Here is a 23721-nt window from a genome sequence, read left to right as displayed (position 1 = left end):
AATAGAAATAACATTTATTAAAGAAGACTAGAAAAATTTCGCTAAGGCATATGAACAAAATAACAAGTCAAAGATGTGACGTATATTTTGAGTCAGACAAGAAAGTAATATTAGTCAATAGTAGACTATTAGCTAATGTTACTGACGTAGTATGACTCAAAATAGACTAGCATACTGACTTGTTATTTTGTTTTATATGCCTAAGAGTTTCTAACATTTAAAGTTGTACCCATAAAAGATTGCTCCTAATATGCATTAGGACAATCATTTATGGAACAACTTCAAATGAAGAAACTCTAAGCTTATTTTTCAATGCTTCTTCGACAAATGTTATTTCTATTTCTTTTTTGAATATACATCACATCATTAAATCATTTGTATTATAAGACAGCCCCTTTTATCATATTTCTATATTTTCAATAGCTTTAAAATTAGCTCTTTTTGTTCTAATTTCAATAGTTAAGTTTAAACTGTGACAACTTTGAAATTATTATTATTTTAATCTTGAGAGTATGATCTTATCTAATATGCGTACTATTACATTATAGTTAGGATAGCTACTGCCTGGTAGATACCCTTGATATTCATATGTGTAAGTTACTACTATATAATTATAGTGATTGCTAACCATACTGTTAATTGTTGATGCTATTTCTGATGCATCTGCTTTTAACAGTGGTTTTAATATCATTACTGAAAGAGAAACTATTGCATTTTTACAAATTAAATCAGCAGCATAACCAATCCAGTCAGTTAAATCTGATCCTAATAGATTTGCTAAACCCAAATCTGCATCTATTTGTTTTTGTAGGTCAGCTCTAGAAAATAATTTCCATATTGCAATCATTTTAATAAAGTGCTAAAATAGTTTCCGAAAAGAAACTATTTTTTATTAATATTAAGGAGATATGCACAATATGAATAAACAATTATATAATTCTAAATTAGAAGAAGGATTATCAAGACTTCAATGTGAACTTGTTGCTGAAAGAAATAAGATAAATAAAGATAACATTTCTTGGTTTCAGTATGATTTATTAGAATCTCTATATCATACAAATGGAAGCCGTCCTGCAGAATTAAGTAGTAACTTGGGAGTTTCTCGTTCTAAAATATCTAAAGGATTAAAAGTTCTTAAAGATATGGGTTATGTAAAACAGGAAAAAAGCAACTCTGATGCAAGAGAGCTTTGGACAGTATTAACAGATAAAGGTTTTAAATTTTTAAAAGAAGTACAAAAAGACCATGAACATTTGGCTGAAATTACATCATTTGCTTTAACTTCAAATGAGCAAGAACTTTTTGCTGAACTATGCCTTAAAGTAAGCAGAGTTTTTGAAGAAAGAAGGCGCTAATATGCCAAGAGAAATGATTGAAATCTTCCATGCAAATGAAAATAATCTTAAGGATATATCAGTAAATATACCCAAAAAGGAAATCACTATAATTACAGGTTTATCTGGTTCAGGGAAGTCTTCACTAATTTTCGATACATTAGCTGCTGAATCTCAAAGGATGTTAAATGATACATATTCCTCTTACATTCAACAATTATTACCTCACTATGGCAGGCCTAATGTTGAAAAAATTAACAATCTTCCTGTCTCTATTATTATAGACCAAAAGAAAATAGGCGGAAATGTACGATCAACTGTTGGTACAGTCACTGATATCTATACCTTGTTACGTCTTCTCTTTTCTAGAATAGGAAAACCTTTTGTTGGTTACTCAATGAATTTTTCTTTCAACAGTACAAATGGTATGTGTCCTTATTGCCAAGGATTAGGGATAATTAAAGATATTGATATTCATAAACTAATAAATTTTGATAAAAATTTAAATAATGGTGCTATTCAATTTCCAACATTTCAACCAGGGGGATGGCGATTAAGCCGTTATACGGAATCTGGTTATTTCAATATTGAAAAGCCAATTAAAGACTACTCAGATTTAGAACTTAATACTCTGCTTTATGAAGAAGAAAAAACTCCTGATAATCCAACAAGCAATTGGCATAAGACAGCAAAGTATATTGGACTTATTCCAAGAATAAGAAACTCTTTTTTAGAAAAAGATCAAAAACAATATAAAAAAGAGCTTGAACAACTTGTAGACGAACAAATTTGCCCTCATTGCAATGGAAAACGTCTTAATGATACTGTTTTATCCTGCAAAATCAATGAGAAATCAATTGCTGATTGTGCTGACATGCCAATAAATGAATTAAAATCTTTCCTTCAAATAATCCATGAGTCAAAAGTTCAGACAGTTATTGATGATATTCTCAAGCGTTTAAGTACATTAGAAGAAGTTGGATTAGATTATCTTACACTAAATCGTACAACTAATACATTATCTGGTGGAGAATCTCAACGTATTAAAATGTCAAAACATTTAAACAGCAGTCTAAGTGACGTTGTATATATATTTGATGAACCTAGTATTGGATTACATCCTCACGATATCACTGGTATAAATAAGATATTCAAAGGGCTTAAAGAGAAAGGAAATACAGTTATAATTGTGGAGCATGATCCTGATGTGATAAATATAGCAGATCATATTATTGATATGGGTCCAGGATCAGGAGTTAACGGCGGAAAAATCACTTTTCAAGGAACATATCCACAGCCATTAAATAGTGATACCACTACTGGAAATGCTTTATCTAAAAAACATAATATAAATACAGTAAATAAGGAATTTTATGATTTCTACGAACTTAATAATGCAAAGATGTTTAATTTAAAGAATATCTCTATAAAAATACCTAAGAACGCCTTAACAGTTATAACTGGAGTAGCAGGTTCTGGTAAAAGTACATTAATTACACGTCTTTTCCGTAACAAGTATCCAAATAGTATACTCTTAGACCAAAAAAAAATTTATACATCTTCCCGTTCAATATTAGCAACTTACATTGGCTTCTTTGATAAAATTAGAAATATCTTTAGTAAAGCAAGCAGTAAATCACCTTCATTATTTAGCTTTAGTGGAGAAGGTGCCTGTCCTTTGTGCAAAGGTAAAGGTATAGTAAAAACAGATTTGGCTTTTATGGATGATGTGGAAGAGACTTGCGAATTATGTGAAGGAACACGATACAAACAGGAAATATCAAATTATAAGTATAACGGATATACAATAAGTGATATTCTTAACCTCTCAATTGATGAAGCTTTGGAAGTCTTTATCGATAAAGAGTTGAAAAAAATATTATATATTATTTCTGAAGTAAACCTAGGTTATATAAAGCTTGGACAATCTCTTGACACTATGTCAGGTGGAGAACTACAAAGATTAAAAATTGCTGTTACTCTTTTAAAGAATACTGGTGAAATTTATATATTAGATGAACCAAGCACAGGATTACATGAGTCAGATATAAAAAAATTGATACAACTATTTAATAAATTAATTAATAAAGGAAAAACAGTTATCATACTAGAACATAATTTAAGTATAATGTGCCATGCTAACTGGATTATTGACTTAGGTCCCTTAGGCGGCTTTAATGGAGGAGATCTTATATATATGGGATATCCCAATGGTATTACAAAATGTCCTTCATCTTTTACTGGGAAAAGATTATTAGAATATATATCTTAAAAGAAATATCAAGTAAACTTTATAACTAATCTCATTCTGGCTATTTTTTATTATAAGTTAAACTGTTGTGCTAAAAGAATGAAAAACCTAATCTTGGTGATATATATCACACAAGATTAGGTTTTCACTAATGAATTTAATTTTACAAACCCAATTTTTCAGCAATCTTATCTGCTCTTTCACAAAATTGCTTTACTTTTGGAATATCTTTTTCCATAACACCATCATTATATTTATGGCTTGTCTTAGTTAAAGAATCTACACCATAAGGTTTTACTTGTTTGATACATTCTTCTACATTATCTGGGCCTAAACCACCTGCAATAATTACTGGTATATTTATACTTCTCACAATTTCTGCATCAATATTCCAATCATGAATCATGCCACTTGCCCCAATACCTGTATCGCGTGCAAGTCCTGAATCGGTTAAGATGTAATTGCAGAATTTTGCATATTCTTTTGCACGTTCTATAGCTTCAGGTCCATCGACAAGAACAGCTTGCATCAATTCAACACCTGGACATTCTTTATGTAGTCTTTCAGCAAATGCTGCATCAGCTGTAAATTCCATGCCTGCAATATGCAGAATATCAGGTTTTACTCTATTTGCAATGAAAATCATTTCATCTGGATCTGTATTCAACATGATAGCCACACATTTGACACCACGCTTTTTCGCCACATTAAAGATACGATCCACAACATCAAATGGAACACGATGAGCTGGTATACCACCACTCTGCATAGGCACCAAACCAATATGATCTGCACCAGCATTCATTGTTGCAACACTTTCATTATAATTTACTAAAGAATAAATTTGTTTTTTCATATTTTTACACCTCTTTTAAAAATTTTTTTGACCTTTCTATTATATTTTTAATGTTTAAATTTGGAGATACTGACTGTGCAACTTCTACTGTTAAACTAGCTGCCGCCTGAATCAACATCCCTATTCTTTTTAATGGTATTTTATTGTCATATTGAAAACGTGCCCATACAATCATTGCCATATTACAATCCCCAGCTCCATTTACACTAACTACACGTGTTGGCAAAATCGGAATGAAATCTACTTCTTCTTCTCTTGAACATAAGATTCCCCTTGATCCTAACGATATAAATACATTCTTTATTCCTTTTTTATATAAAATTTTAGCTGCTTGTTTAGCACTTTCTATATCAACAATTTTCACTCCTGATAAAACACTTGCTTCTAATGTATTGGGTTTAAAAGTATCAATCTTATCTAAAATATTTTCAAATCTACTTACTTTAGCAATAGAAACTGGATCTACAAAAATCGGTACAGTACAATGATTTGCAAGCCATTCAATAGAATTTTGGGGGATATTCCCATCAACTACACAGATTGATGCTCCGTTAATAAAGTTTATACGCTTTTCCAAAAATTCCGAAGTAATATTTTCTGTAATCTTCATATCATTAACTGCTGTAACCATATCACCTTGGTCATCTGTAACATATAAATAAGTCGAGCTTCTGGTGTTAAAAATGCGTTGAGCATAATCTAAATGAATATTGTTCTTTTTACACTCGTCAGCTAGAAATTCTCCAAAATAATCATCTCCATAGACTGTTATCAAGTATGTAGAAACATTTAATTTTACTAAATTTTGGGCAATATTCTGTCCTACTCCACCAACTGTCATCTGAATTTCTCCGATATTTGAATCTTTTTCTTTGTATAAATCTCCTGACAGACCTGCTATATCTAAATTCATTCCACCTATGACTACTACATAATTATCCATTAGCATCTTTATCCCCCCCTTAACTTCTATAAATAAACTATAACATAAAATATTTACTTTTTAAATAAATATACATTAATGTAAATATTTGTTTATATGGTTGCATTCGTAACTATTCAGCCATAGCAAATTAATTTATTTCTAATATGATTTTAGATACAAAAAATAGAGGTACTGAAATTCTAAGTACCTCTAAATTTATCTTAGTTAGACTAAGGTCGGATCAAGTGGATTCAAAGTGAAAATTGAATTTAAACAATCCAATGTGCTTAATAAAAGGTACATTAAAGTTATGCATAAAAGCAAGTATTTGATTCTTATATCAACACTCTGCTAAAACATAGCCAATCTATTTAATAAATTAAGACTAGTACTTTTCTTTACTTTCTTTTTTGAGTATAACTTTAAGTTTAAATTATATTGTCCAATCTGCAGCTTTTGTTTGTAAAGTCCACAATTTATTATATATACCTTTTTTATCAAGTAGATTTTTATGAATTCCTTCCTCAGCTACTTTTCCATCTTCTAATACGATAATATGATCTGCTTCTGCAATAGTTCTCATTCTATGAGCAATAACTAATACTGTTTTATTTTTTACAAGCTTAGATATTGCGGATTGTACCTTTGATTCATTTTCTACATCAAGAGAAGCTGTAGCTTCATCTAATAAAATTATTGGTGCATCTTTCAAAAGTGCTCTAGCAATAGATATTCTTTGACGCTCTCCTCCTGATAAGCTTGAACCATTTTCACCAATTATAGTATTATACTTTTTAGGTAACTTGTTAATAAATTCATCACAACATGATAGCTTAGCAGCTCTAATTATTTCTTCATCACTAGCTCCACGCTTTCCTATACGAATATTTTCCATTATAGTATTATTGAATAATACTACATCTTGAAAAACAATCGCATACTTTTTCAATAATTCTTCAGGCTCAATATTAGAAATATCTTTGCCTCCCACTTTTATTTTTCCACTTGTTATATCCCAAAATCTAGCGGCTAATTTTGCTACTGTACTTTTTCCACCACCAGATGGTCCTACTAAAGCTGTAATTTCTCCTTGTTTTGCTAAAAATGAAACATCATTTAATACATTTTCATTTCCATCATAAGTAAAGTTAACATGATTAAAAGTGATATTATAATTATCAAAATGTGCATTATCATTTCCTTCTTGTATTACTTGTCCTTCAATTTCTTTCATCCTATCTATTTTAAATTCTGTAGCAAAAATAGCAGCTAAGTTTTCTAATGCTATAGCTAAAGGATCAAAAACTCTTGAAGCAGCAATTAAAAACATAAGAAAAGTTAAAAAATCAATTTCTCCATCAGTTATAAGTTTAGCTCCTATAAGTGTCATAGTAGCAACTCCAACTCTCAATAACATTTGAGAGGAAATAACAAAAACTGCCATTTTAAGTTCTGTCTTAATATTTGTTTTTTCTTGGCATATAAGATTTTCTTCTACATGTTTAAGGTACTCTTCTTCTTGATTATACCCCTTAATTTCTCTTATATTTTCAATGCATTCTTGAATACTATCTGCATTAGTTAAATTCAACTCATTGAGTTTTTTATTTGATTCTTTTACTGTTTTCTTCCCTGAAAGTGTTAATAAAAATGCTACTGGAATAACCCATAATAATGAAACGCCTAATTTCCAATTATAAAGCAATAATCCTATACCAACAATAACTACTGACATTATAGCTCCAAAAAGTTCCGGTATAAAGTGTGAAAATGATGTTTCTAGACCTGCACAGTCTCCCATAATTGTAGTAGTTAAATCAGTTAAATCTCTTTTTCCAAAAAATGATAATGGTATTTTTCTTAATTTTTCTGCTATAGTTATTCTTTTGGTTGCACTTTCCTCATAAGAAGCAAGAAAAGTGGCATTATATTGAACTTTTTCACAAATAAAAATTGCAAATAAAAATATTACGGAAATTCCTACATACATTGTAATAGGATATACTTTTCCCTCTACACCTAAATATCTTCCAATCATTCCTTCTACTACTAAATATAAAAGTCCTACTGGTAACATAAAACTAATATTTGTTACTGTGCAAGCAAACATTGCTTTTACTAAATCTTTTGCTCCTTTATCACTAAGTGATAATCTATTTTTTAAATATTTAACCATATCTTATCCTACCTCCTTTACTTTCCAACATATAGAAGTCTGATAATCTAACCACATATTATTATAAATACCTTTTTTATTTAATAATTCATGATGTGACCCTTTTTCTATAATCTTTCCCTTATCAATAACCAATATTTCATCTGCATCTTTAATAGTAGATAATCTATGGGCTATCATTAATACAGTTTTGCCTTTTATCAACTGTTCAAATGCCTTCTGGATCTTATACTCATTTTCAGGATCTGCAAATGCTGTTGCTTCATCAAGCAATATAATAGGAGCATTTTTTAAAATAGCCCTTGCAAGTGATATTCTCTGTGCTTCACCACCTGATAAATAAATTCCTTTGCTTCCTACTATAGAGTTTATGCCATCTGGAAATTTTTCAAAAATTTCTTCACATTGTGCAGCCTTAGCTGCTGCAAGAACTTCTTCACGACTTGCATCAGGTTTTGAAAAACGAATATTTTCAAATAAACTTGTTTTAAATAATTTAGTGTTTTGAAATACAAATGAAATCATACTCATAAGTTTCTCATTTGATATTTCTCTTATATCTACTCCTCCAATAGTAACTTTTCCTGAATTGACATCATAAAATCTAGGTATCATACTAGCAACTGTAGTTTTTCCTCCTCCAGAAGGTCCTACTAATGCTACTTTACATCCTTCTTTTATTTCTAAAGAAACATTATCTAAAGCTTTATTATTTGAACCCTTATATGAAAAATCCACATGTTCAAATTTAATAGTTGCATTATTAGGTACTTTATTCTTTACAGCCACTTTTAATATCTCTTCGCTTAAAATAGAATTAATTCTTTTTGTAGCATCCTTAGCTAATAAAAAATTTTCACTAGAAAACATAATTTTATTCATAACAACAGTAAGAATTGGGGTAAATATAATATAGAATATAAAATCTGAAATAAATTTATTTGGATTTATAGCTGAAGCAATTAAAAGAACTCCTGCTGGTATTAAAAGAGCAAATATAGAATTAATACTTACAGTAAAATTACACATAGGTATTCTTAATTTTATTGTATAATTTACTGCCCATTTTTTATAATGTTCAATGGAATCATGAAAGTTTTCAAAAGAAAAAACAGTTTGTCCAAACGTCTTAACAACTGGTATTCCTCTTACATATTCAACAGCCTCATTGTTCATATCATCTAAAGCATTTTGATACTGTTTCATAGATTCTACTAAATCTTTTCCCATCATTTTATTAGCAAAATATATGCTGATTACTATTGGAATAAGACTGATTATTCCAAGCCTCCAATCAAATAACATAAGCAATACAATCATAGCAACTGGTGTGACAACTGCACCAGTAATATCTGGCAATATATGGGCTAAAAATGTTTCAGTTTGGACAGAGCACTCATTTATAATTCTTCTAATCTTTCCACTCCCATTCTCCTCAAAATATCCAATAGGTAATTTAACTATATAATGAAGTGATTCGTTTTTCATATTCCTAGCTGTTCTAAAAGCTGAAATATGAGTGCACATTAATGCTCCAAAATAGACAAAAATACCTACAACAGAAAATATAACAGCCTCCCACCCATAAAAAGATAAGTCTGATACCATAGAAATATTTGGAAATACCTGAATTATCTCATATGCCATTTTCCAAATACAAATAAAAGGAATTAAAACTAGTACTGCACTAATACCTGATAATATGCATCCTATATAAGTTAAATACTTATAATTCCCTGCAAAATCTAGCATTCCTTTTTCTTTATTTTTTTTCAAAAAATACACCTCCTAATAATAGTTAATCAATAACAATAATTAAATTTCGCTTTGTTTTAAAACAGTGTTGATATTATTATATAAATTTCATCGTCCATGAGCTTTATATAACAATATCAACACGCTGCTAAAACATAGCCTTAAATTTTAAAATTTTATATTGTTATCTTTCACTGAGTATATTTTATTTCTAATCTGCATCGCTATCTACTCCATTAAGTTTAACTTAGCTCCAAATGGACAACTATTCCCTATTCTTACGAAATTCTCTTGGTGATAAGCCAACTATCTCTTTAAAAGCAGATGCAAACTTACTTCCATTTTCATATCCTACAAAATTTGCAATTATTAATATATTATCATTTGTAGAAATAAGTCTTTCTGCTGCTATTTTCATACGATATTCTCTCATATATGAATAAATGCTTTTTCCATAAACTCCTTTAAAACATTTTTTCATTGTAGTTAAAGCAATATCATGTTTATGTGACAATTCCTCTAAGGTGTACCTATTCTGAATATTTTCAATAATTTGCTTTTGTATATTTTTAATTACTTCTACCTGTCTTTTTGTATAATACTCTCTTTTTTCTTCTTTACTTTCACCTATAGTGCTTAAAAACAAAACTATTTCTAATATTTTAATTTTAAAATATTCTAACTTTATTCTTTCAGGTACTGAATATAATTCTGCAAAAATATGTCCTATAGATTCATTAGCTTTCATAATCATAAAACTACTGTTTTTACATAATCTATTACATAATTTCTTTAAATCAATGCAACTATGTGGAAGGTATTTATCTATCTCTTTTTGAGCTTTATCTATCTCAAGGCATATAGAAATACCATGGTAATGACTTAAAGGAAAATATGATTGATGGCATGTACCATTTTTCCTATTAATGGAAAAATCATCTTTTGACATATATAAAAATTCCCCATTCTTAAATTCACATTCTATTCTACCTTCTCTACAATGATTTATTTCAAAAATTCCTTCTGGTGGATTTAAATCTATTGATGCTGACTCCATGTGAATATCATTATAAACTAATTCAATCCCGTCTAATATATTGTAGCTTGTCATTATTCCACTACCTGTATTATCTTCTACTTTATAAATATTTAATTTTTTTTCTCTCTTTATAACTATTATTTTACTTCCATATAATAATTTTTCTTTGTATGTTGATTCCACAACTTATTCCTCCTGATACATTAGCTGTAATAGCTTATATCTCTTAAATTCAAAGCTATGTTTTAGCAGAGTGTTGATATTGTTATATTTTTGTAAAGTGGACATTGAAATTGGACTTTTAGAACTCTTAATGAGTATTGTCATCTTTCTTGCTTGTCCAAAGCTTGTCTTTGGAGCAAGCTAAAAGGGGACTATACTCATTTAGACGTTCTTAAGTTCAATTTCTTAGCCCACTTTACAATATATAACAATATCAACACGGTTTTAAAACAAAGCGAAATTTAAAAAAGCAATATTAGAAAAAATCTAATATTGCTAATACTATTTTTTATACAGATTCTAACTGTCCGCAAATCAGTTAGAATCTCTTAACTTCTTAAAATATCTTTGACATAGATTCTCAATTTCAATAATACTATTTTTATAATATATTTTCAATATTTTTCTATTATATATGTTGTAAAAAGGAATCTACATAAGGCACATTCAAAAAAAATAACAAGTCAATATTCTAGTCTATTTTAAGTCATACTGAGTCAGTAGATTAGTCTAATAGCTCGCTATTAAACCATTCTGCTTCTTTGCCTGACACAAAATATACATGGGATATTGGACTTGTTATTTTTTTTCATATGCCTTATTTCTCTAGCAATAAACTTCAACTATCCTTTTTTCCTTCTCACCTAAAGTTACAATAGTTTCCTCTAATTTACCTACTGCCCCTTTAATCTTTCTAAAATCAAATATTAAAAGATATCCTTCATCTAATCCATACTGCTCTAAGTATTCTCCTAATTGAATTAAGCCTTTCTGATGATAGGATTCTCCATTCCATTTTTTTAGTTCTAATATATACATTTTCTTATTATAAGTTATAACTATGTCAAAACGTCTTTCTTCTCCACCCTGAACTTCTTTAAAGGCAAATCCTGTTCCATTTATTATTGGGCTTATAAAAGCTAAAAATAATAATCTTCCATCTGCTTCTAAAAAAGCTTCTCTTTTTTCTGAATACTCATGCTTCATAAATTCTGAAAATTTTACTAAAATCTTTTTTATGTCTAAATTGCCGTCTGGTTTTATATATAAGCTTCTTTGATTATAAGAACCTACATTAACTGATGTTTCTATTAGTGAACTCATATAATTATAAATTCTTTGTTCATATATTCTATTATTAATTTTGACTTTTCCATTGTCATTCTTAAAAATACCATATATTATTCCCAAATTTATTATTGGATTATCAGGTACATAAGTTACTTGATCATTATCTAAAATAATTTTCTTTACTAAACTTGTTAATTCTAAATTATTGTGAATATTTTTAATTAAGCTATCAAAATTAGTATTGCTATCTCTTAAGATTTCCTTTACAGCTAAGTCCATATATTCTTTTTCCCATACTAATTTATCTTCTATCATTATCTTTTCATCTATTATTTTGCATAATTTACTTACTAAGAATGGATAGCCTGAGGTATAAAAATACAATCTTTCTGAAAAATATTCTTTATCTAAAACTACTTCTTTATTTTTCACGTAATCATCGAGCATGGTCATTATTTCTTCTTTTGAAAAACTCATATCCACATCAAAATCAGAAGCTATATTCCAAGGACTATTGTATTTTTGTTCTTCATCTGGTCTTATCTTTACCTTTAGAGTTTTAACATCATGAACACCTGCAAGTATTACACTATGAAATGTGTAGTCCTTGCCAACATTTCTAAGTAAATACTTATTTCTAAGCATTCCTAAAAAACTTAAAAATAATTGATTATTTGAGCTTTTATCAACTTCATCTATCATTAATACTACTTTCTTGTTTGTTTTCTTTACTAATTTAGTTATAAAGCTTGATAAATCATCTAAATCTTCAACTTCCTCTTTTTCTTTATTAACAAAATCTGCAAGCTCCATGTTTTCTATTTCAATACTTCTTTTTAATATTTTCAAGAACCCTTTAGAAAATCTAGCTTCATCCTCAAAAATTAAATCTCCAATTCCTTCAAAACTAATAGATAAAACTAAATAATCCTTATCTTTATTTAAAAATCTCTCTAACATATATAAAGTTGTAGTCTTTCCATACTGTCTTGGTCTATTTATTATAAAATACTTTCCTTTATATATAAGTTTCATAGTTTTTTTTAATTTATCAGATGTGTCTACCATATAATGCATTTTAGGAATACACGTTCCTGTTATATTAAATTCTTTCTCCAAAAATTTTCACCATCCTCTGCTATTATTTTATCACACATTAACCTCATTTAAACATAAGGCACATTCAAAAAAATAACAAGTCCAATATGCCATGTATATTGGGTCTATTATTTTCTTTCATGTGCCTTAAGCCTATCTATAATCTTAAATTTCTTCAATTTTACAGCTATGTTCTTTACTCTTTGAATTATAACATATTGCCACTGCTAATACTTTTTTGCCTTCATTTTCGTGTCGCATCTTCTCTACATATTCTTTTTTCCTTATTTGATTTATTGCCACCTCTGGAGTTTCATCCTTCTTAAGTTCAACTATAAAAGCAATATCATTCTTTCTTCTAGGGTGAAAAGTAAAATCGGCATATCATTTTCCTGATTTTTCTTCTCTTTCTACTCTATATGTATCTCTTGCTGAAAGATACGCTAAAGTTAAAACACATGCTAAACTATTTTCATCATTATATTGAAGTATTGGTATTTCAGAGTTATGAATATCGTGTAGTATTTTTACTATAGTTTCTGTATCTTCTGAAACTGTTGCCTTTAACATCTTTTTAGAGTTATCAATAATTTCTGCTACATATCCAAACGATTCATCTTCTAGTGCTTTTTCAAATTCTTGCATTAGTTCTTTATTAGGTATTTTTAAATAACCATCAGAATAAGATAAAAATCCAAGTATTATCATTGCTGAATATATTTCTTTCTTGGTCCTAGGTGCAGCTTGACCTGCTCTAAACTCTTCCTTTATTGAAATATCAATTTCTTCACCTGATACCATTTTTATAACATCTTCTCTTATTTCTCTGATATTATATTTTAAGTATTCCTTAACTTCATCCATAGCTCCAGTATTTGTCCAATAGCTTTCACAATAGCCATTTTGTAGTGCTTTAACTACTGAACGTGGATTATATACTCTTGTACCTTTTGCTGTTAGATACCCATTGTACCATGCCTCTAATTCATTAAAATTAATTGATTCATTTTTTTACAAAGAGCTATAACCTCACTATTTATAAAACCAAAATATTCATCAAATATTCTATCCTTTAAAAATGTAAACTCATCAAACATATTAAGGGCTGAACCACTAGAATATTTCTTTATTGGTAGTACTCCAGTCATATATGCAAGTGCTACATAAGGTTGGTCTTTAAGTAAATTTCTTATAAATTCTAGAAAATTATTTTGATCTTCTATAAAAAGATTATTATTAAAAATATAGTCCCACTCATCAAAAATAAATATAAACTTCTCTCCTGTATCAATTAACATATCACTTATGGTGAAATACTTTTTGCTATCAGTTTTTGGAAAAGCTTCTTTAATATCATTTATTAATGATGTCTTTATCATATCCATATAAGCATCAAAACTTTTTCCGATTTCCGGTATTTTATTGAAAGAAATATTAATTAAATTATATTTATTTAAATGCTCTTCATAATAATCAAATTTGCTTATATTAAGTCTATTAAAAATCTCTTTTGAATCCACAGCTTTAGAATAATAAGCCCCTAACATATCAGCAATACTAGACTTGCCAAATCTTCTTGGTCTTGTTATACATAAATATCTATCTGATGTTTCTATTAATTGATTTAAATTTTCTATAATTAAAGATTTATCTACAAAATATTTGCTTCTATAGAGATTCTTGTAATTTTCTAAAGGCTTATTAGTATTTAAATATATAGCCATACAGCTCCGCCCCCTATATCTTTATATGTTAACCGATTATTTTGAATGTCCATTATACTCATTTTAATTTCTAACTTATTTATCTTAATTATAACATAAGGCACATGAAAAAAATAACAAGTCCAATATGGCATGTATATTGACTTGTTATTTTTTTGAATGTGCCTAAGCCAATGATACTTCTAATATCATTTGCTTATTTTTAATCTTTTAAACACTTTTGATAATTTTGTTTCTCCACAGATACGCTTCACAACATCATAAGTAAAAAAGTTTAATGTTCCAGTTTTTGTAAGGTAACAGGTACCTTACAAATATTGGAATCCTGTTGACTATCTTTGTTGCTTCATTCTCTTGTAAGTATTCCTCATATTATTCAAATATAATTATTAAACAAAAATAATAATATTGTTTATCAATCTTGCCAAGAGCTACATGAATACTGTTGTTACCCTTGAATGATTTTTGAATTTGATTCTTGACTAGAATACTTTATTTTTCTTTGTATTTTTACAGCGAATATTAGAGTTAGTATTGTAGTCATAACATCAACTATAGGTTGTGTAAATATGATACCATTTAATCCTAAAATACTTGGTAAAATAAGAATTACTGGTATAAAAAAGATACCTTGGCGCGCAATACTCAAGATTGTACCTTTGAATGCTTTTCCAAGAGCTAGGAATAGGGTTGTGTATATATATTGAAAACCAAACAGAATAAAAGTTATGCTGTTTGCTTTTAAGGCGTTGCTACCTATTGCAATAACAGAAGCATCTTTACTAAACAAACCAATAATTTGCCTTGAAAAAATAAAGAATATAATTTCAGTTACTGCACAAAAAACAGTTGACCATTTTAGTGAAACCACAATAGCTTCTCTCAATCTTTTATAATTTCTTGCACCAAAACTAAATCCTGCAACAGGTTGGAATCCTTTCGCATATCCAAATATAACATATGAACCGAGAGCTAAAACCCTTGCAACGACCCCCATTGCTGCAACAGCTGAATCACCATAATGACTTGATGCAGTATTGGTCAATCCCATTGAAGCACTTGATAATAATTGAAAAAGTAAGGTTGGTATTCCAATTTTCAAGATTTGAACATATATTATTTTATTTATAGAAAAATGTTTAATCGAAATATGCAAATTGCTTTTTCCACTTAAGATATACCACACATAAAGAAGAGTAGTAACTCCCTGTGCAATCACAGTTGCAATCGCTGAACCTTTAATTCCCCACTGGAACGTATATATAAAAATAGGTTCAAGAATAACATTTAATCCGGCTCCCATAAGCATTGACGTCATGCTAATTTTTGTGGCACCCTCTGATGCCGAAATATTATTCATTGTTACATTAATAACATTTAATATTGAACCCGGTATGTAAATAATAGCAAACTCTTTTGCATAAGGCAGAATTGTTTGCGTAGCACCTAAAAAAGTTAACACTTTGTCAAGAAAACACATTGTTAGCGCAATAGTTATTAATCCTACAATGATACTAGTAAATAATGCTGTTGAAGCAGTACAATCGGCTTGTTTATTATTCTTTTCACCCAAAAGTCTTGATATATAAGATGCAGAACCGCTTCCAAATGTTAACCCCAATCCAATAATCAACTGCCCAATTGGATATGTAATTGAGACAGCAGCCATTTGACTTGTCCCTAATCCTCCAACAAACATAGCATCCACAACATTATAAAGGGAAGTCACAAGCATTCCGATAATAACCGGTATGCCAAGCTGAAATAATACTTTTTTAATATCACCTTCACCTATCATTTTTATTTTATTTTCTTTTTTATTCATTAATATTTACCTCCTGTAATCTATTTACGACGAAGAGTATAGTAGCTATACGCTTTGGTAAAAAAAATATTTATGACATACACATTAACAGAAAATTTCTCAAATAGAAGTTTACCGTTAATATGTATACCTGCTATACACTTTGAATAAAAATATTTATTCCGTAAGATTTTTTTCAAAATCGTCAATTTGCTCTTCAACTTTATTTAAAAAATTCTTTAGGAATGTAACTTCTTCATTTGAAGCATCTTTTAATATATTATTAATTAATGTATCAAATTTATTATGCAATTTCACATGATTTGCATCTGCAATTTCACCTTTTGGCGTTAATTTTATAATAAGCTTTGATTGATTATGTAAATCAGTTTCTTTTGTTATGAAGCCCTTTTTATTCAGTTTATTAACAATTTGTGATACAGCCCCTTTTGTTACACCCAATTTATTTGCCAATCCTGTAATATGAATACCCTCCTCCTCTTTAATTGCTCTTATCATGTGTATTTCTGAGCTGAATAAAGGTGTATCAGTTCCATAATAACGGGTCTGTGTATCATTCTCGATAAACTTGTAAATTACTGTTAATAAAGAATAACTTATTTTATTTTTTCGTTCATTATTGAAATTCATCATAACGAAAGTATATAGCTACTATACTCTTTTGTCAAGTTTTGGTAAGGTAACAGGTACCTTACAAAGATTGGAAGATTGCTGACTATCTTTGTTGCTCAGAAACGCTAAAGACGTACCAGGTTTAAAGATACTAAATTCACCCCCTTCAGAACGAAACTCCTCTAATAATGTTTTTGATAGCAATACTCAGAAAGCTAAGCAAAATGTAACTTCAGCAAAAAGGAAAAAGTAGTACATTGCTTTTAATCAAATTCTAGTGATTCTAAAATAGTTCGTGTAAACTTCATGAAAATGATATAAAAAATTATCAAATGAAGTTTACATGGGCTATTGTATTTATTCTAAATCATTCTTCTCTATTTAGACTATTTTTAACTATTTAGACATTTTTATTTAAAACCTATTATATACAAATTTTTTTATTCACAGATTTATCATCAATTTTCTTCTTGAAATAAGAAGGAGAACCTCCTCCATTATCTAGACTTGCTTCTCCTACATATCTTAAATACATTATTAAGTTATCATTTATATTAAGCTCTTAGTATATTTTATCTGTATTAAAATAAAAACTCATTTCTTTTATTTCTAATGTAGTGAATTTAGTATCTCTTAATAAAACATTTTTTAGTATTTGTATCTGCTATGAGTAATGAAATTGCAAATTTTTTACTTGATCTGTATGATAGTGACAAAACTGTTGGATACGTGGATAGAGACAGCTTTCAATTTGTAATATGTGACCCTAAACTTCCGTATGCTGGTAACTCAAATCATAATCAAAAAATATCCTAAAATTATTCATAAATGTAAGTAAGTGATAATACTTCTTTATTAGGTTCCACCTTAATTTTTCTCTTCATTATTAATTTCTAATAATGAAGAGAAAAACAAGTTAGATTGATCCAGCATTGTAAAGTGTCCAGCATTAGGTATTAAATATAACTTTTTATGTGGTGCATTAATCTCCTTAAAATATTCTTCTGCAATAACATATGGTGTTTGCCAATCATTTTTACCTAAAATATAATAAATTGGTACTTTATATTCTATTGATTCTAATCTTATATCAAATTTACTCCAAAATTCTATTATTTCTTCGTTTACTTTATCCATTTTTATCAATGCATAAATATCTGATAATTTAAAAATTGGACTTTTAATTAAACCAATAATTGTGGAGAAATTCCAATTAACAGCCAAATTATATTTACCTTGAATTTTACGTAATTTCTCAGATTTTTTCTTAAAGTTAATGCCATGGTTATTCCCTGGATAATCACCTAAACTTTCAAGCTTTCTTAAAGATTTCATATCATTTGCCTGCAAAGCTAATTCTCTAACTTTTTCGTATCCAAGACGCTCATTTTCAAACATACTGATAACTTGCCCAACCCCAATATAATAAGCTACCTCTTCTGGGTGCTTCTTTATAAACATGCTTCCTAAAACAGTTCCCCACGAATGCCCAAGTACAATTATTTTTTCTTTGTTATATTTTTTCTTTAGATATTGAACAATTACAAACAAGTCTTCTAACATTAAGTCAATAGCAGGACATTTATCAGGATTCCTAGTAAGCGTTTTTCCAGCACCACGTTGATCCCAATGAACCACTGTAAAAATTTCTTCCCATTTTTCTTGAAAAACATGTGAAAGTGTTGATTCTGCAAAACCAGGTCCACCATGTAAAAACAACATTACTGGATTATCATACTTTGTCCCAGTATGAAATAAATATTGATTTATACCATTAATATGTACATATTCCTCATAGTAAATTAATCTCCCAAACTTATTTTTCATAACTCGAATTCTCATTTTTTACCGTGATAATATTATTCGTTTTATATTTTATCAACATATACATCACCTTTTATTCGAAGCTTATTAGTGAGAGAAAAAATTATTCCCAGAATATTCCTGATAACTATTCCTTAATTATTTAGCATTTCTTCTCTTAAAAAACTTTTCTAATCCAAATCTTACTTCTTCTTCTAAATCAATATTAGGAATTTGAACATTCTCTTCAAATCCATCCATTTCTACACCATCAAAACGATATAGTTTAATCAATAGCTTCCAAAGAGTTTCTATTTCTTCTTTAGTAAAATCTTTAAAAATATCAGCCATGAAATCAATAGTACCATTTTTCCCACATTTAATAATGGCATCCATTCCTAAATCAGTCACACATACATTTACAGATCTCTTGTCTTTTTTACTAGGTATTATAGATACAAAATTCTTTTTTTCAAGACTTTTAACTAATTGGGTTATGTTTTGTTTTGTTGTACCTAACTTCTTAGCAATATTAATAAGCGTAGTCTCATCTTTAGGTAAATGAAGCACTGCGAGCATTGTCATATATTGCCTAGAGGTTAATGGCTCACAATATTGATCACCTGTAATTTGTAATTTATTTGAAACTGAAACAAGGCTTGAATATGCCTGCTGCATAATATGCAATAAATAAATTTCTTTACTATAATCCATGCTAAAAATCTCCTTCATAAAATTTAACCTACAATCTATAGACGTTGCATTTAGTCAATACATTGTCTATAGATTATATAACTTTACTGAAGAAATATCAATAATGCTGAGGTTATTGTAATATACTCATTTTTATTTTTTTAGTTTTTGTGATAAAGGCTTCATAAAAAATTCAATTGTTCTTTTCCATGATCTAAACTGTCCTTCTGCATTACCTTCTATAGTTCCACCTGAAGAAAATACTCCTCCCATCATATTCATGGATAAGGTTTCGCTTATCGGAATAATATATGGAACTGGCATCGGATGACCCATTTTATCACATGTTAGTAATTCTGCATTGTATTTATAGTTGTTCTTTTTCAGATTATCTAATATTTCTAAACACCCATCATAACTGTTCCAGATATTATCTTCTTTTCCTGCAATCATAAGAATATCTGCTTCAGAATTCTCTACTTTTATTCTTGCATCTTCTTTATTTGCTGCTTTTTCAATACTTTTCTTATAAGTACTAGCAAATCCAAATGGGATTCCCTTTTCTACAGCCTTCTTTTGATCTTCAAAAAAAATATCATTATCAACTTCTATATATGGAATTGATTCTCCTTTATAGCCCCAAGATGAAACATTATTTCCGCTCATCATTCCATTAAGTGCTTGAAAACAATAAGCATGAGGCTCTACTGCAACCACTTTTTTAATTTGTTTGTATCTTGAAGCAAGTAAAAGTGATAATTCTCCACCTTTTGATGTTCCATGTAGAAATATCTCTTTAGAACACGTAATTTCATTATTCTCAATCCATTTAAATATTTTTTCAAAATATTCTAGTGGAACTTTTTCTAATTTGTTTGGTAATCCTTCTGAATCAAAAAATGGAACTATAAGAACATTAAATCCAGTAGATGCAAGCGGTGCTGCTAACAGAGCTAATGCTCTTACATCTCCACTTGATCCGCCTACCATTAAAACTGTTTTATTATTAAGTTTTTCTTTATAAAATAACTGCCCACTAAACTCTTCTTCACATATATTCTTTATAATAACATCTTCTGTTTTAAACAATCTCTTTAAATTAATTTCCTTTTTTTCATCAGAAGATTCAAATACCATATTCATAATCATTGGTTCATCAATAGATATATTTTCTGCAATGTTTTTGCCTTCAGTCCTAGACTTTTTCAATGAATAAATTAATCCCATACTATCATTAGCTTCATAAGTACCTTCCAAAGGCTTAGCTAAATCTAAATCCACTTCACCTTTTTCATCAGAAATAAATACTCCGTAAGATGAATATTCTTCTCCCTTGCACCATGGTAATTCCATTTTTAGGCTAATTCTTAGTTTACTATTTGGGCTTAGTTCCAAAACTTTAATTTTAATTTTTTCAACTACAAGTGCTTCTATATTAGATATTTCTATTTTCATAATCACATTCTCCTTGCAATATTATTCTTTATATTTTGAATAAAGAGCTCTATTTCATTAAGTAACTTAACAAACGTATTAAAACTTTGACAATATATTGACTATCCGATTATATCAATGTATATTACTGTAGTCAATATATTGTCTATTTTTATATTATAAAATTTATTTCTGAAATATAATCAATTTTTTCATACATCAATTAAAAATAGCATATCTTTTTAATTACTTCCATTTTCTCTTCCTATGAAAAATACTTTAATATACCTCCCCTGATTATCAATTTAAAACTTAAAGATATGAATATAAATATTAATAATATTAAAATATTTAATTTTAATATTGATTTATTTAATTTTAATATTGATTTATTTAATTTAAAGTGATATATTATAAACACAGGAAGGGAAGTGATAATTTGGCATATAAAGTTATTAGTAAATGCCCTGTTTGTTCTTCTAAACTTTTTATTTCAAAACTAAAGTGCTCTAAATGCAGTACTGTAATAGAAAATGATTTTGAAATGTCAAAGTTTGAATATCTCTCAGGAGAACAATTAAAATTTATAGAAGTGTTTTTAAAAAATAGAGGAAATATAAAAGATGTTGAAAAAGAACTTGGCATATCCTACCCAACAGTAAGAGCAAAATTAGATGAAGTTATAACTTCTCTTGGATATAAGGTAGCAAAGGAACCTTCAGTAGATAAAAAGAAAATAGTAGATATGTTAGACAAAGGAGAGATAACTTCAGACCAAGCTATTAAAATGTTAAATGAATAAGGCATATGAAAGAAAATAAAAAATAGGCTTGACAGATGGACTTATTATTTAATTGATTATGCCTAATATGTTATTAAAGGAGCGTTTAAAATGAATGAAGAAATGTCAAAAATATTAAAAATGGTACAAGAAGGTAAAATAACTTCTGAAAAAGCAGAACAACTTATAGAAGCACTTAATACTAAGAGCACATCCATTGAAACCTTAGGAAATACTTCAAACGATACAGACATCATAAACAAAATGCTTAAAATAAAGGTTACTTCTCATGAGGGAGATGATGTAAATGTAAATCTTCCAATTAAGTTTATAAAAACTATGCTTAAAACTATAGGTAAAATACCAATAACTGATAACATTAAGGGAATGGAAAATGTAGATTTAAATTTTATTTCAGATGCAATAGACAATAACCTTTCAGGAAAAATAGTAGATGTGAAAAGTGCAGATGGTGATTTAGTAGAAGTTAGTATAGAATAGAGAGGAAATTTTATGAAAATATATATTAAGTCAGGTAAAAGGGGATTTACAGTGCCTGTGCCTAATGCACTTTTAAAATTTGGAATTTCAATTGTAGATACCCCATTTATTCAAAAGCATATACCTGAAAAAGATAAAAAATATATAAATATAATTGATTGGAAAGAACTTTCAAGTTGTATTGACATTTTAAGAGAATACAAAGGTTTAAAAATTGTTGATGTACACTCGAAAGATGGAAGTCACGTTACTATAACTTTATAAATATCAATTTTAATATAAGGAGATAAAATGAAACTTAAAAAAAATTTATTATTTTATATGTTAGGAAGATTTATATCCTACATTGGAACTGGAATACAACAGATAGCAATACCACTTTATATATTGGATATAACTCATTCTGCAATTATGATGGGAATATTTTCTGCTCTTAATCTGTTACCTAATATAATTACACTACCCTTTGCAGGCATTTTAGGTGATAGAAAGAATAGAAAAAACATTATGGTAATAACCGATATTGGCAGAGGAATTTTAATGCTCACATTAGGATTTTTAGCCTTATGGAATAGTTTAAATATTTATACACTATTTTTAATACAGATATTTATTTCTATTATGGATAGTATTTTTTCAGCATCATCTACAGCAATTCTTCCAGAACTCATAAAAGAAGAAGAACTTATGAAAGCCATGTCCATGCGGGGTGGCAGTGATGCAATTTCCATGATTATAGGCCCTTGTCTTGGAGGTATAATATATGGAATTTTAGGAATAAAAACAGTATTTTATTTAAATGGTCTATCCTTTATAATATCAGCACTTTGTTCATTTCTTATAATTTATAAAAATATAAATAGACAAAGAGAAAGAATAACTTTAAAATCATTTTTTACAGAAAATGCTAGTGTAATTGGCTTTATAAAGAAAAATAAGGCTTTAAATCAACTTTTACTATTTTGCTTGATAAGTAATTTTCTTGTTGCACCGTTCTTTGATATAGTATTTCCCTATGTATTAAAAAAATGTGTAGGTTTTAATTCACAGCAGTATGGTTATTTAATTTCATGTTTTACCGTTGGTATACTACTTGGAAATATAGCACTAGGGGCTTATTTAAAGAAATTTAGTACAAAAATAGTAATAAAACTTGCAATTTTACTTCAAGCAGCTATGCTTTTTGTACTTACATTTTCAGTATACCCAAATGCTGTAAATTATCTTGGTGGTCACAACTTGAAACTATTTATAATTTTAGCGGTAGTAATGCTATTATGTGGATTGTTTAATTCAGGAATAAACACACCTATGAATGTAAATTTTCAAAAAATGGTTCCAAATGAAATGAGAGCAAGGTTCTTTGCTTTATTGGGTGTGTTCTGTCAAGGAGCTGTTCCCTTTGGATCATTAATCTATGGATTTATACTTGGCAAATTTGCTTACCAGTATGTACTTCTCATTGTAACAATAATATTTTTTGCTGTCTGCTTCATTTTCATTATGAAAGCAGTTGCAGAAGTTTATGAGCCACGTATATTAAAACCCCAAGCATAGTTTTAGGCATATTAAAAAAATACAGGATATTGTCCCCTACATTGGACTATTATCCTGTATCTAT

Annotated in this window: 18 protein-coding genes and 1 pseudogene; 6 read left to right on the top strand and 13 right to left on the bottom strand. The window is 28.5% G+C overall.

Features of this window, described 5'->3' with window-relative positions; translation table 11 throughout:
* Positions 1-493 precede the first annotated feature (493 nt).
* Positions 494-847: a hypothetical protein gene (locus tag BM027_RS15765; protein WP_090093930.1), complete on the bottom strand. Its 354-nt coding sequence runs from the start codon at positions 845-847 to the stop codon at positions 494-496.
* 70 nt (positions 848-917) lie between these two features.
* Between BM027_RS15765 and BM027_RS15760 the strand changes: the two genes are divergently transcribed.
* Both BM027_RS15760 and BM027_RS15755 read left to right on the top strand, forming a co-directional pair.
* A complete protein-coding gene (locus tag BM027_RS15760) occupies positions 918-1355 on the top strand; it encodes a MarR family winged helix-turn-helix transcriptional regulator (RefSeq protein ID WP_090093928.1) in 438 nt (145 codons plus the stop codon).
* A gap of 1 nt (position 1356) precedes the next feature.
* A complete protein-coding gene (locus BM027_RS15755) occupies positions 1357-3606 on the top strand; it encodes an ATP-binding cassette domain-containing protein (protein ID WP_090093925.1) in 2250 nt (749 codons plus the stop codon).
* A gap of 142 nt (positions 3607-3748) precedes the next feature.
* Here the strand turns inward: BM027_RS15755 and BM027_RS15750 are convergent, their stop codons facing one another.
* The 12 genes and pseudogenes from BM027_RS15750 to BM027_RS15695 form a co-directional block, all read right to left on the bottom strand.
* Positions 3749-4441 (bottom strand): phosphoribosylanthranilate isomerase, encoded by a 693-nt coding sequence (locus BM027_RS15750; protein WP_090093923.1) that lies wholly within the window; start codon positions 4439-4441, stop codon positions 3749-3751.
* Positions 4442-4445: 4 nt separating this feature from the next.
* The gene (locus BM027_RS15745) at positions 4446-5384 is read right to left on the bottom strand and encodes a carbohydrate kinase family protein (protein WP_242943355.1); all 939 of its coding nucleotides are present in this window, start codon (positions 5382-5384) and stop codon (positions 4446-4448) included.
* Positions 5385-5799: 415 nt separating this feature from the next.
* Complete coding sequence (locus BM027_RS15740; RefSeq protein WP_090093917.1) at positions 5800-7542, bottom strand: ABC transporter ATP-binding protein; 1743 nt, start codon at positions 7540-7542, stop codon at positions 5800-5802.
* Positions 7543-7545: 3 nt separating this feature from the next.
* The gene (locus BM027_RS15735) at positions 7546-9294 is read right to left on the bottom strand and encodes an ABC transporter ATP-binding protein (protein WP_090093936.1); all 1749 of its coding nucleotides are present in this window, start codon (positions 9292-9294) and stop codon (positions 7546-7548) included.
* A gap of 268 nt (positions 9295-9562) precedes the next feature.
* On the bottom strand, positions 9563-10519 hold the full coding sequence (locus BM027_RS15730; RefSeq protein WP_090093915.1) for a helix-turn-helix domain-containing protein: 957 nt from the start codon (positions 10517-10519) through the stop codon (positions 9563-9565).
* A gap of 645 nt (positions 10520-11164) precedes the next feature.
* Entirely contained in the window at positions 11165-12748 is a 1584-nt protein-coding gene (locus BM027_RS15725) for an AAA-like domain-containing protein (RefSeq protein ID WP_090093913.1), read from the bottom strand.
* 144 nt (positions 12749-12892) lie between these two features.
* Positions 12893-14451, bottom strand: a pseudogene (locus BM027_RS15720) (AAA family ATPase).
* Positions 14452-14899: 448 nt separating this feature from the next.
* Positions 14900-16276, bottom strand: a complete 1377-nt coding sequence (locus BM027_RS15715) for an MATE family efflux transporter (RefSeq protein ID WP_090093911.1) — start codon at positions 16274-16276, stop codon at positions 14900-14902.
* A gap of 156 nt (positions 16277-16432) precedes the next feature.
* Positions 16433-16909, bottom strand: coding sequence for a MarR family winged helix-turn-helix transcriptional regulator (locus BM027_RS15710; protein ID WP_090093909.1), 477 nt, complete (start codon positions 16907-16909; stop codon positions 16433-16435).
* Between the two features lie 846 nt (positions 16910-17755).
* Complete coding sequence (locus BM027_RS15705) at positions 17756-18715, bottom strand: alpha/beta fold hydrolase (protein WP_090093906.1); 960 nt, start codon at positions 18713-18715, stop codon at positions 17756-17758.
* A 135-nt stretch (positions 18716-18850) separates the two neighbouring features.
* Positions 18851-19405 carry a MarR family winged helix-turn-helix transcriptional regulator gene (locus BM027_RS15700; protein ID WP_175560014.1) on the bottom strand — a complete coding sequence of 185 codons (555 nt, stop codon included), beginning with the start codon at positions 19403-19405 and terminating at the stop codon, positions 18851-18853.
* A gap of 132 nt (positions 19406-19537) precedes the next feature.
* Positions 19538-20839 (bottom strand): acyl-CoA thioesterase/bile acid-CoA:amino acid N-acyltransferase family protein, encoded by a 1302-nt coding sequence (locus BM027_RS15695; RefSeq protein ID WP_090093903.1) that lies wholly within the window; start codon positions 20837-20839, stop codon positions 19538-19540.
* Between the two features lie 418 nt (positions 20840-21257).
* Here BM027_RS15695 and BM027_RS15690 point away from each other — a divergent pair, with 418 nt between their 5' ends.
* The 4 genes from BM027_RS15690 to BM027_RS15675 all read left to right on the top strand — a co-directional run bounded on the left by BM027_RS15690 (position 21258) and on the right by BM027_RS15675 (position 23657).
* Positions 21258-21620, top strand: coding sequence for a DUF2089 domain-containing protein (locus BM027_RS15690; protein WP_090093900.1), 363 nt, complete (start codon positions 21258-21260; stop codon positions 21618-21620).
* A gap of 90 nt (positions 21621-21710) precedes the next feature.
* Positions 21711-22100, top strand: coding sequence for an SHOCT-like domain-containing protein (locus BM027_RS15685; protein WP_090093898.1), 390 nt, complete (start codon positions 21711-21713; stop codon positions 22098-22100).
* Between the two features lie 12 nt (positions 22101-22112).
* Entirely contained in the window at positions 22113-22364 is a 252-nt protein-coding gene (locus tag BM027_RS15680; RefSeq protein WP_090093896.1) for a hypothetical protein, read from the top strand.
* Positions 22365-22391: 27 nt separating this feature from the next.
* Positions 22392-23657 carry an MFS transporter gene (locus BM027_RS15675; protein ID WP_090093893.1) on the top strand — a complete coding sequence of 422 codons (1266 nt, stop codon included), beginning with the start codon at positions 22392-22394 and terminating at the stop codon, positions 23655-23657.
* Positions 23658-23721 lie beyond the last annotated feature (64 nt).

The organism is Clostridium uliginosum, assembly GCF_900112485.1.
GTDB lineage: Bacteria > Bacillota > Clostridia > Clostridiales > Clostridiaceae > Clostridium > Clostridium uliginosum.
The sequence above is the reverse complement of the archived record's forward strand: the minus strand, read 5'-3'. Positions and strand labels throughout refer to the sequence as shown.